The sequence below is a fragment of the Pseudomonas sp. Choline-02u-1 genome (genome assembly GCF_002836515.1).
Taxonomy (GTDB): Bacteria; Pseudomonadota; Gammaproteobacteria; order Pseudomonadales; family Pseudomonadaceae; genus Aquipseudomonas.
Genome location: NZ_PJBC01000065.1, coordinates 472,063 through 482,301, shown reverse-complemented (window position 1 = coordinate 482,301; position 10,239 = coordinate 472,063). Strand labels below are relative to the sequence as shown.

The 10,239-nt window shown below is 59.8% G+C and carries 10 protein-coding genes and 1 pseudogene; 6 read left to right on the top strand and 5 right to left on the bottom strand.

The features are described from left to right. Positions 1 to 20 precede the first annotated feature (20 nt). Positions 21 to 179, top strand: a pseudogene (locus tag CXF97_RS23840) (JAB domain-containing protein); the annotation flags it as partial. 77 nt (positions 180 to 256) lie between these two features. Here the strand turns inward: CXF97_RS23840 and CXF97_RS23835 are convergent. Further along, complete coding sequence (locus CXF97_RS23835) at positions 257 to 1,846, bottom strand: ABC transporter substrate-binding protein (protein WP_101161624.1); 1,590 nt, start codon at positions 1,844 to 1,846, stop codon at positions 257 to 259. A gap of 446 nt (positions 1,847 to 2,292) precedes the next feature. Between CXF97_RS23835 and rpmB the strand changes: the two genes are divergently transcribed. Both rpmB and rpmG read left to right on the top strand, forming a co-directional pair. Next, a complete protein-coding gene (gene rpmB / locus CXF97_RS23830) occupies positions 2,293 to 2,526 on the top strand; it encodes a 50S ribosomal protein L28 (protein WP_007920377.1) in 234 nt (77 codons plus the stop codon). A gap of 11 nt (positions 2,527 to 2,537) precedes the next feature. Continuing rightward, a complete protein-coding gene (gene rpmG, locus CXF97_RS23825) occupies positions 2,538 to 2,693 on the top strand; it encodes a 50S ribosomal protein L33 (protein ID WP_016772554.1) in 156 nt (51 codons plus the stop codon). Positions 2,694 to 2,778: 85 nt separating this feature from the next. On the opposite strand, the gene CXF97_RS23820 is transcribed toward rpmG, so the two are convergent. Beyond that, positions 2,779 to 3,054 (bottom strand): peptidase inhibitor, encoded by a 276-nt coding sequence (locus CXF97_RS23820; RefSeq protein ID WP_101161621.1) that lies wholly within the window; start codon positions 3,052 to 3,054, stop codon positions 2,779 to 2,781. 167 nt (positions 3,055 to 3,221) lie between these two features. Further along, entirely contained in the window at positions 3,222 to 3,584 is a 363-nt protein-coding gene (locus CXF97_RS23815) for a cupin domain-containing protein (RefSeq protein ID WP_101161619.1), read from the bottom strand. 236 nt (positions 3,585 to 3,820) lie between these two features. Between CXF97_RS23815 and CXF97_RS23810 the strand changes: the two genes are divergently transcribed. Together CXF97_RS23810 and CXF97_RS23800 are read left to right on the top strand one after the other, a co-directional pair. Next, positions 3,821 to 5,314, top strand: coding sequence for an aldehyde dehydrogenase (locus CXF97_RS23810; RefSeq protein WP_101161617.1), 1,494 nt, complete (start codon positions 3,821 to 3,823; stop codon positions 5,312 to 5,314). Between the two features lie 186 nt (positions 5,315 to 5,500). Further along, the gene (locus tag CXF97_RS23800; protein WP_101161615.1) at positions 5,501 to 6,643 is read left to right on the top strand and encodes an MFS transporter; all 1,143 of its coding nucleotides are present in this window, start codon (positions 5,501 to 5,503) and stop codon (positions 6,641 to 6,643) included. Between the two features lie 88 nt (positions 6,644 to 6,731). On the opposite strand, the gene CXF97_RS23795 is transcribed toward CXF97_RS23800, so the two are convergent. Continuing rightward, complete coding sequence (locus tag CXF97_RS23795; protein ID WP_101161613.1) at positions 6,732 to 8,300, bottom strand: phospholipase D family protein; 1,569 nt, start codon at positions 8,298 to 8,300, stop codon at positions 6,732 to 6,734. 61 nt (positions 8,301 to 8,361) lie between these two features. Next, on the bottom strand, positions 8,362 to 9,783 hold the full coding sequence (locus CXF97_RS23790) for a PLP-dependent aminotransferase family protein (protein WP_101161611.1): 1,422 nt from the start codon (positions 9,781 to 9,783) through the stop codon (positions 8,362 to 8,364). Positions 9,784 to 9,958: 175 nt separating this feature from the next. Here CXF97_RS23790 and CXF97_RS23785 point away from each other — a divergent pair, with 175 nt between their 5' ends. Beyond that, complete coding sequence (locus CXF97_RS23785; RefSeq protein WP_101161609.1) at positions 9,959 to 10,201, top strand: DUF1127 domain-containing protein; 243 nt, start codon at positions 9,959 to 9,961, stop codon at positions 10,199 to 10,201. The last annotated feature ends 38 nt before the right edge of the window (positions 10,202 to 10,239 follow it).

The following is a 10,239-nucleotide window of genomic DNA, read 5'->3' as shown; positions in this document are numbered from 1 at the left end:
CGAACATATACCATAATTGCCATAACCATCCGTCCGGCAACACCGATCCGAGTCAGGCGGATCGGCTGCTGACCAAGCGCCTGCGGCAGGCCCTGGAGTTGATTGACGTGCGGGTGCTTGATCACTTCATCGTCGGCGATGGCGAACCGCTGTCGATGGCGGAGTGTGGCTGGATGTAAAGGGACAGCGGCAAGTATCGAGCTACAAGCGGCAAGCCAGAGCCGTGCGCGGTCGGCTCTAGCTTGAGGCTTGCCGCCTAGGGCTTGAGGCTGATTCTGGAATAGTCTTGCCGACCGAACGGGCTCACCGAATAGCCTTTGATGTCCTTGCGCGTCAGGGCATACGCCGTCGGGTGCGCCAGCGGCAGCCATAATGCCTGCTGCTGAATCTGCGCCTGTGCCTGTTCATACAGCTTGGTACGTACGCCTTGTTCGCTGGTGGTCTTGCCGGCGCTGATCAGCTTGTCCAGATCGGCGTTGCAGTACCGCGCGAAGTTGGTGCCGGATTTGACCGCCGCGCAGGAAAATTGCGGGGTGAGGAAATTGTCCGGGTCGCCATTGTCGCCAGCCCAGCCCATGAACAGCAGGTCATGCTCACCGGCCTTGGCGCGACGAATCAGTTCGCCCCATTCGATCACGCGGATCTCGGCCTGAATGCCGATCTCGGCCAGATCCGACTGCAGCATTTGCGCGCCGAGGCTCGGGTTCGGGTTGAGCAGGCTACCCGATGGACGCGTCCAGATCGTGGTCTGAAAGCCGTCCTTCAATCCGGCCTTGGCCAGCAGCGCCTTGGCTTTGGCCACGTCGTGCGGATAGCCCGGCAGGTTCTTCGCGTAGCTCCAGGTGTTCGGCGGGTACGGGCCGTTGGCAGCCTCGGCGGTGTCTTCGAACACGGCTTTGATGTAGTTGGTCTTGTCGAAGGCAAGGTTGATCGCCTGGCGCACTTCTGGCTTGTCCAGTGGTGGATGCTGACTGTTGATGCCCACGAATGCGGTCATGAACGCGTCAGTCTTTTCGACTTTCAGTGTCGGTTCTTTCAGCGCGGCCTGTACGTCGAGTGGTTTCGGCGACAGGGCGATCTGGCATTCATTGCGCCGCAGTTTTTGCAGGCGTACGTTGGCGTCTGGCGTGATAGCGAAGATCAGCGGGTCGACGGCAGGCTTGCCATGGAAATAGTCGGGATTGGCCTTGTAGCGGATCGCCGCGTCCTTTTGGAAACGATTGAACACGAACGGCCCAGTGCCGATCGGCTGGCTGTTGAGCTTTTCGGTAGCGCCAGCCTTCATCAGTTTGTCGGCGTATTCGGCGGAGTAGATTGAGGCGAAACCCATACTCAGGGTCGCGAGGAAGGTCGAGTCCGGATGATCAAGTGTGAAACGCACAGTAAGCGGGTCGAGGGCGTCGATCTTCTTGATCAGGCTCGGCAGCTGCATCGATTGCGCATGCGGGAAGCCGCTCTGGGCGACTTTGTGCCACGGATTGGCCGGGTCGAGCATGCGGTCGAAGCTGAATTTGACGTCTTCAGCACTCAGCTCGCGGCTCGGCTTGAAATAATCGGTGGTATGAAACTTCACCTGCGGGTGCAGTTTGAACACGTACGTCAGACCATCAGTGCTGACTTCCCAGCTATCGGCCAGGCTCGGGATGACCTTGCCGCTGGCGGTGTCGAAATCCACCAGACGGTTCATCAGCACATCGGCCGAGGCATTAGTGGTCGTCAGCGAGTTGTACTGCACCACGTCGAACCCTTCAGGGCTGGCCTCGGTACACACGCTCAGCGCGGCGGCCTGGGCGAGGGGGCTCAGCAGGAGCGGGACGAGCAACAGGGGTAGGGCAGCGAGGCGCATGGTCGGTTTCCTTTACAGATCGAAGGCCCATCTGCAAGTGCAGTCTGGAAAAGTCCTACCCTAGAGCTCTGAATTGCAAATGACTATCCCCTTTTTGCATTTTCAGGCGCAGTCTTGTGCGGTTTCGAGCACCGATGGCGAGATGAAAAGTCTGAAAGGCCTGTAGGGGCGGATTTCTGCGACGAGTGGTCAAAACCGGCCGCAGCCTTTGCCCAAGGCGTCTGCGGCGGAAAAAATCGCCCTTTTGCCGATTGATTGCACACCGATTGTTGTTGCACCCCAGTCTTTCTGGTATAAAGCAGCGCTCTTTTCTAGGGGCCCGGTTCCTTCACTGTAGGTGTAGCCGGTAAGACCTCTAAAGAAACGCGGCGCCTGGCGCCAAATGACTGAGAGATTAAGCGGCCAACCCATGCCGGGTTGGGCATGTGGTTTTAGAGGGCTGAGGCATGTCGAGAGTATGTCAAGTTACCGGTAAGGGTCCGGTGACTGGGAATAACATTTCCCACGCAAACAACAAAACCCGTCGTCGTTTCCTGCCGAACCTGCAGCATCACCGCTTCTGGGTTGAAGAAGAGAAACGTTTTGTGCGTCTGCGCGTATCTGCCAAAGGCATGCGTATCATCGACAAGCGTGGCATCACTGTCGTGCTCGCCGAACTTCGCCGCGATGGCAAGATTTAAGGGAGCTAATCATGCGTGAATTGATTCGTTTGATCTCGAGCGCCGGTACTGGTCACTTCTACACTACCGACAAGAACAAGCGTACTACTCCGGACAAAATCGAGATCAAGAAATATGATCCGGTTGTTCGCAAGCACGTGATGTACAAGGAAGGCAAAATCAAGTAATTGATTTTTCCTGACTTACGAAAAAGGCCCGTATCTTACGATACGGGCCTTTTTTGTTTATCCGTGTCTGGACAGTGCTCACAGGTCAGCCGCAATCCAGATGAGTGATTTTCAGATCCAGATCGGTCTGGATGCGCAAGCGATTGTTCTGGTGCTGGCGATCAAGCGAGTTGACCACCACGCTGGTGGCGCGCGCCTGCTTGCGAACCTCTTCTTTGACGGCAAACGTCAGAAACTGGCCTATAAATTCCTGCGCCCAGCGTGTGTTGCAACGCTGAGGTGACGGTTCGCCCTGGGCTGATGCCTGCGCGGCGAGCAGCAGCACGCCGGTCAGGATGCCGGTTTTCAGATACTTGATCATTGGAGTCGCTTCCTTGTGATTGATGCTGTCGAGTCTCTTTGTTCGAGACCGGTTGCAGCATCCGGCACAATCCACGACGACGTGCAGTAGTTATTTATATCGTTAAGGATCCGGGTCGACAAAAGGCGTTGACCTGTCTGGTAGCTATCGTCACCGCCTGTGTCGAATCAGGCCTTTTGTTCAAAAATCACATAAATCTTGCGGCAAGCCTCCAGCACTTCCCAGGTCCCGCGAAACCCAGCCGGAATCACAAAGCGATCGCCCACCCGTAAGGTCTTGGCATTGCCATCGCTGTCACGCAATACCGAAACCCCCTGCAGAATCTCGCAGTATTCATGCTCGGTGTAATTCACCGTCCACTGACCTACTGCGCCTTCCCACACGCCAACGCCCATCTGTCCGCAAGGGCTGTCGTATTGATGAAACACCGCCTGCTCAGGGTCACCTTTGAGCACTTTCGCCGGGTCCGGGCGATAGCGCTCGGCTTCGCTGCTGGCGAGGCTGATGTCGACGACGTTCTGGATGTTCATTGTTGTTTTCTCCGCTAATGACGGCGCGTTGGCTGGAATGGCCCAAAGTCTATGTTTATTAAAATGAACACCGCAAGGCCGTATGGCCAGCTTATGTCAAATATATTGAAACAAACCCGGTCGCTGGTTTAGGGTGGCGGGTGCCTCGGGCCGAAAGTGCAGGCTGGCCGGGCAGAATTCTTGAACAGCGCCGCAGTGCTTGCGGTGCTCGTATTCAATAAGAGGAGGACACCCGAATGACCACCCTGACTCGTGCCGACTGGGAACAACGCGCCCGCGATCTGAAAATCGAAGGCCGCGCCTTCCTGAACGGCGAATACACCGACGCCGTCTCCGGTGAAACTTTCGAATGCATCAGCCCGGTCGATGGCCGTCTGCTCGGCAAGATTGCCAGCTGTGATGCCGCCGATGCTGACTGTGCCGTCGAAAACGCCCGTGCTACGTTCAATTCCGGTGTCTGGTCGCGCCTGGCGCCGACCAAACGCAAAGCCACCATGATCCGCTTCGCCAGCCTGCTCAAGCAGCATGCCGAAGAGCTGGCACTGCTGGAAACCCTCGACATGGGCAAGCCGATCAGCGATTCGCTGTACATCGACGTGCCGGGCGCGGCGCAGGCGTTGAGCTGGAGCGGTGAAGCGATCGACAAGATCTACGACGAAGTCGCCGCGACCCCCCATGACCAGTTGGGTCTGGTGACTCGTGAGCCCGTTGGGGTGGTCGGCGCTATCGTGCCGTGGAACTTCCCGTTGATGATGGCCTGCTGGAAACTCGGCCCGGCGCTGTCGACCGGTAACTCGGTGATCCTCAAACCGTCGGAAAAATCGCCGCTGACGGCCATCCGCATTGCTGCGCTGGCCGTTGAAGCCGGGATTCCGAAAGGCGTGCTCAACGTGCTGCCGGGCTACGGCCACACTGTCGGCAAGGCGCTGGGTCTGCACAATGATGTCGATACGCTGGTGTTTACCGGTTCGACCAAGATTGCCAAGCAGTTGATGGTCTACGCCGGCGAATCGAACATGAAGCGTGTCTGGCTGGAAGCCGGTGGCAAGAGCCCGAACATCGTCTTCGCCGATGCGCCGGACCTGCAGGCCGCCGCTGAATCCGCTGCCAGCGCCATCGCTTTCAACCAGGGCGAAGTGTGCACCGCCGGTTCGCGTCTGCTGGTCGAGCGTTCGATCAAGGACAAATTCCTGCCGATGGTGATCGAAGCGCTGAAAACCTGGAAGCCCGGCAATCCGCTCGACCCGGCGACCAACGTCGGCGCTCTGGTCGATACCCAGCAGATGAACACCGTGCTGTCGTACATCGAGTCCGGCCATAGCGATGGTGCCAAACTGGTCGCCGGCGGCAAGCGCATCCTCCAGGAAACCGGCGGCACCTACGTCGAGCCAACCATTTTTGATGGTGTGAGCAATGCGATGAAGATTGCCCAGGAAGAGATTTTCGGCCCGGTGTTGTCGGTGATCGCTTTCGATAGCGCCGAAGAAGCCATCCAGATCGCCAACGACACGCCATACGGCCTGGCCGCAGCGATATGGACCCAGGACATCTCCAAGGCGCATCTGACCGCCAAGGCCCTGCGCGCCGGCAGCGTGTGGGTCAACCAGTACGATGGCGGCGACATGACCGCCCCGTTCGGTGGCTTCAAACAGTCGGGCAACGGTCGCGACAAATCGCTGCATGCGTTCGACAAGTACACCGAACTGAAGGCGACGTGGATCAAGCTGTAAGCTGATCAGGGAGTCTGGTTGGCTCAGGCTCCCGAACCATACAGAGATCCCCTGTGGGAGCGGGCTTGCTCGCGAAGGCGGTTTATCAGTCAGCAGATCTGCTGGATGTGAAACCGTATTCGCGAGCAAGCCCGCTCCCACACTGGTTTTGTGGTGCACATAAAACAATCCACAGGAGCGTGGAACATGCGGTGGGCGACGTATTTCGCCGTGTTGGCGTCTGTCTTGAGTGTCGGCCTGGCCCTGGGGGTCAGCATGCCGCTGGTGTCGTTGCGTCTGGAGGGCTGGGGCTACGGCTCGTTCGCCATCGGTGTGATGGCAGCCATGCCGGCAATCGGTGTGCTGCTGGGGGCGAAGATTTCCAGCCATCTCGCCGCGTATTTCGGCACGGCGAACCTGATGCGTCTGTGCCTGTGGGCCGGGGCACTGTCGATCGGCCTGTTGGCGCTGCTGCCGAGTTATCCGATCTGGTTGCTGCTGCGCCTGCTGATCGGGGTGATCCTGACCATCGTGTTCATCCTCGGCGAGAGCTGGATCAATCAACTGGTGGTCGAGCAGTGGCGCGGACGTCTGGTAGCGCTGTATGGCAGCAGCTATGCGCTGAGTCAACTGTCTGGCCCGTTGCTGCTCGGGGCGCTTGGCACCGAGCATGATTACGGTTTCTGGGTCGGGGTCGGTCTGCTGACGCTCTCGCCTTTCTTGCTGTTGGGGCGCAGCGGCGCGCCGAGCAGTGAGGCCAACAGCGTGACCTTTGGCGATCTGTGGGGCTTTGCCTGCGAGTTGCCGGCGATTGCCTGGGCGGTGTCGTTGTTCGCCGCGTTCGAGGCGATGATCCTGACGTTGCTGCCGGTGTATTGCCTGCAACAGGGGTTCACCGCCGAAATCGCTCTGGCCATGGTCAGCACCGTGGTGGTCGGCGATGCGCTGCTGCAATTGCCGATTGGCGCGTTGGCCGATTATCTGTCGCGGCGCACGCTGTTCGCCGGGTGCGCGGTGGTGTTGATGCTGTCGAGCCTGGCCATTCCGATGTTGCTCGACACGCTGCTGATCTGGCCGTTGTGGGTGGTGTTCGGCGCCAGTGCCGGCGGCTTGTTTACCTTGTCACTGATTCTGATTGGCGAGCGTTATCGAGACGATGCGCTGGTGCGTGCCAATGCGCATATCGCCCAGTTGTGGGGTGTCGGCTGTCTGGTCGGGCCACTGGCGGCGGGGGCGGGCAGTCAGTGGATCAACGGGCATGCATTGCCGCTGTTGATGGCGGCCGGGGCTTTTGGCCTGGTGCTTTTGTTGTTGCGCCAGGGGGCCTTTGGCACAACGCAGACTGCTTGAGAGCAAAAGATCGCAGCCTTCGGCAGCTCCTGCAGTAGGAATGCATATCCCCTGCAGGAGCTGCCGAAGGCTGCGATCTTTTTGCTTTTTACAGCATCCGCTCCAGGCCTACGCTGGTGCTGAACCACGAGTTGAAGCGCCGCCACCAGCTCCCCGGTTCCTTGGTCAGCGTGTGCATCTGGCCGTTGTCTTCGGTGACCCAGACGACCTGGCCGTCCTCCAGTTTCGCCTGATAACTCAGGGTCGGCGCCATGCCTTGCAGCGCCAGTGCGCGCACGTGTTCGGCCAGTTCCGGGCTGTCGACCAGCACGCCGACCTCGGTGTTCCACAGCACCGAGCGCGGGTCAAAATTGAACGAGCCGATAAACGATTTGCGCCGGTCGAAGATCATCGCCTTGCTGTGCAGGCTGGAATCCGAACCGCGAAACGACTTGCTGTAGAACACCCGCGGGCCGCTGCCATAGTTATCCCCAGGCTGGCGGCGCAGTTCATAGAGTTTCACCCCGTGTTCAAGCAGAGCCTTGCGATAGGGCGCGTAACCGCCGTGCACCGCCGGCACGTCGGTGGCCTCCAGCGAATTGGTCAGCAGGTTCACGGAGACCCCGGCATCGGCGCGCCCGGTCAGGTAGACCAGCCCCGGCTGACCGGGCACGAAGTACGCGGAAATCATGATCAGCTCTTTGCTGACACCGGTCAGTTCCGGCGCCAGTTGCGTGGTCAGCAGCAGGTGGGGATCAGGCTCGCCTTTGGACAGCACCTTGCTCGGCGCATCCCACAAGGCCTGATTCCACGCCCAGATCAGCTCTTTGCGCCAGATGTCCATGCGCGGATCGGTGGTGAATTTCATCAGCTGCTGATACAGCCCGTGGTTCTGCTTGCGGGTTTCTTCCAGCGACTCTTCCAGGCGCGTGCGGGTGTTTTGCAGGTCGGCGGCGGTCGGTTGGCTGGAGAGAAATTCCTCGATCGGCTTGCTCAGCGCGCTGTTCCAGTACTGGTCGAAACTGTGCCCGAGCTGCTCGGCGACCGGGCCGATGCTGAGCATGTCGATGTCGGTGAAATTCAGATTGGGTTCGGCGTCGAAATATTCATCGCCCAGATTGCGCCCGCCGACGATGGCAGCGCTGTTGTCCGCCAACCACAGCTTGTTGTGCATGCGCCGGTGCTGCACGGACAGATTGAACAGTCGCCCGGCCGCGCGTGTTACGCCGGTGCTGCGCCCCAGGTGCAATGGATTGAACAGGCGGATCTGAATCTGCGGATGCGCTGCCAGGGTCGCGATGATCTGGTCGAGGCCGTCGCTGGTGGTGTCATCGAGCAGGATGCGCACGCGCACGCCACGGTCGGCCGCCTTGAGCACTTCCTCCACCAGCATCCGCGTGCTGATGCCGTCATGGACGATGTAGTACTGCAAGTCGAGGCTGACCTGAGCATGGCGAATCAGCTCGGCCCGGGCGGTAAAGGCCTCGCCGCTATCGGAGAGCAGGCGAAACCCCGATTGCCCTTGGTAGGGCGCGGCCTGAGCCTGAATTGAACGGCCGAAGCTGGATTGCGACGCCGGCAGGGCCTGGCTCGGTTCGCGCGGTACATCAAGGCTGGCGCAGCCGCTGAGGAACGAGGCGAGTATCAGTAAAGCGAGTAGGGGCTGTCTGAAGCTCACGTAGGATCGTTCCGGTTGGCGGTTGAGGTCGGCATTTTTGACGCCGGGCTCGCAAAAAAGGTCAGTCGGCCTCAGCGAGTAATTTGATTGCCGCAGCGCCGACCTTGCGCACCGCTTCTTCGATCTGCGCTGTTGGCTTGGCAGCGTAGTTCATCCGCAAACAATTGCGGTATTTGCCCGAGGCGGAAAAGATGCTGCCGACGGCAATCTGTACGCCCTGATCGTGCAGCGCACGATTCAGTTTCAGGGTGTCGAAACCCTCCGGCAGTTCCACCCAGAGCATGAAGCTGCCCTGCGGGCGACTGGCGCGAGTGCCGGCGGGAAAGTAGCGGGTCACCCAGTCGATCATCGCGTCACGATTGCGCTGGTACTGCATGCGCATGCGCCGCAGGTGCGGCTCGAAATGGCCGGCCTTGATGAACTCGGCAATCGCGATCTGCGGCTGCGGTGCGGTCGATCCGGTGCTGATGTATTTCATGTGCAGCACCCGCTCCAGATATCGGCCGGGCGCCACCCAGCCGATGCGCAGCCCCGGCGCCAGGGTCTTGGAGAACGAGCTGCAGAGCAACACGCGGCCGTCTTCGTCGAAGGATTTGATCGTGCGCGGGCGCGGGTAGGTGTAGGCCAATTCGCCATACACGTCGTCCTCGATGATGGCCACGTCGAAACGCTGGGCCAGGGTCAGCAAGGCGCGTTTGCGCGACTCGGGCATGACGTAACCGAGGGGGTTGTTGCAGTTGGGAGTGAGCTGAATGGCCTTGATCGGCCATTGCTCCAGAGCCAGTTCAAGCGCGTCGAGGCTGATGCCGGTGAGCGGGTCGGTGGGGATCTCCAGGGCTTTCATGCCCAGGCCTTTGAGGGTCTGCATGGCGCCGTGGAAGCTGGGCGAATCCACCGCGACGATGTCGCCCGGTTCACAGATCGCGTGGATGCTGGTCGACAGCGCTTCGTGGCAGCCAGTGGTGATCACCAGATCGCTGGGGCTCAACTGACAGCCGGAGTCGAGCATCAGTCGTGCGATCTGCTCGCGCAGTTCGAGGTTGCCATGAATATTGTCGTAATACAGGCCGGGCATATCCTGCCGGCGGCTGATTCGCGCCAGTCCCCGCAGCAGCGGTTTCATCGTTGGCGAGCCAACATCAGGCATGCCGCGCCCCAGTTGCACGACGTCTTTGCGTGGCACGGCGCGAATCAATTCCAGCACTTGGTCCCACTGCGAAATTTCCACTGGCCGCTGCGCCGGGCGGCCGATCGCAGGCAATTCCGGCAGCTCGCGACCGACCGGCACGAAATAGCCGGACTTGGGTTTTGGCGTGGCCAGACCGCTGTCTTCAAGCACGCGATAGGCCTGCTGCACGGTGCTCAGGCTCACGCCGTGTTCGACGCTCAAGGCACGCACCGACGGCAAGCGGTCGCCGGGACGATAAAAGCCTTGCTCGATGCGAGTGCCGAGCAATTCGGCGAGGTTTACATACAGAGTCATGGCGGCCTCGGTGCGTCTTGATGGAAACCAGTACAGATGCGGAAAAAATCATTCATTCAGTGAGCCATTCCACGAATCTGTATGGATTTAATACAGCTTCGTTGCGTCTGTAACGGTTTTGCCCGCCCCCGCATCATGGAATCTCTGGCTACCCAAGTAAACAGGAGCAACAAAAATGAACGGCTTGAGCGATGTGCGGCTGACGTTACACAGTCAGGAACTGGCGGCAGGGCAGAAGGACAACGCGCGCAATCTGCTGCGCAACGCACCGTCCGGCCTGAGTCGCTGGGGTCTGTTCTGGCATCGTCTGCACACGCGCAAGGCGTTGTTGGGATTGACGGCGGAGCAGCTCAAGGATGTCGGGCTGACGCGGGAGCAGGCGCGTGAGGAGGGGTTGAAACCATTTTGGCGGATCTGAATACCACAGATCGTTCCCACGCGGAGCGTGGGAACGAT

Bases quoted from the DNA above. Each gene is read 5' to 3' on its own strand.
- CXF97_RS23835 (WP_101161624.1), bottom strand. From the start codon at position 1,846: ATGCGCCTCGCTGCCCTACCCCTGTTGCTCGTCCCGCTCCTGCTGAGC.
- CXF97_RS23810 (WP_101161617.1), top strand. From the start codon at position 3,821: ATGACCACCCTGACTCGTGCCGACTGGGAACAACGCGCCCGCGATCTG.
- CXF97_RS23820 (WP_101161621.1), bottom strand. From the start codon at position 3,054: ATGATCAAGTATCTGAAAACCGGCATCCTGACCGGCGTGCTGCTGCTC.
- rpmB (WP_007920377.1), top strand. From the start codon at position 2,293: ATGTCGAGAGTATGTCAAGTTACCGGTAAGGGTCCGGTGACTGGGAAT.
- CXF97_RS23790 (WP_101161611.1), bottom strand. From the start codon at position 9,783: ATGACTCTGTATGTAAACCTCGCCGAATTGCTCGGCACTCGCATCGAG.
- rpmG (WP_016772554.1), top strand. From the start codon at position 2,538: ATGCGTGAATTGATTCGTTTGATCTCGAGCGCCGGTACTGGTCACTTC.
- CXF97_RS23800 (WP_101161615.1), top strand. From the start codon at position 5,501: ATGCGGTGGGCGACGTATTTCGCCGTGTTGGCGTCTGTCTTGAGTGTC.
- CXF97_RS23785 (WP_101161609.1), top strand. From the start codon at position 9,959: ATGAACGGCTTGAGCGATGTGCGGCTGACGTTACACAGTCAGGAACTG.
- CXF97_RS23815 (WP_101161619.1), bottom strand. From the start codon at position 3,584: ATGAACATCCAGAACGTCGTCGACATCAGCCTCGCCAGCAGCGAAGCC.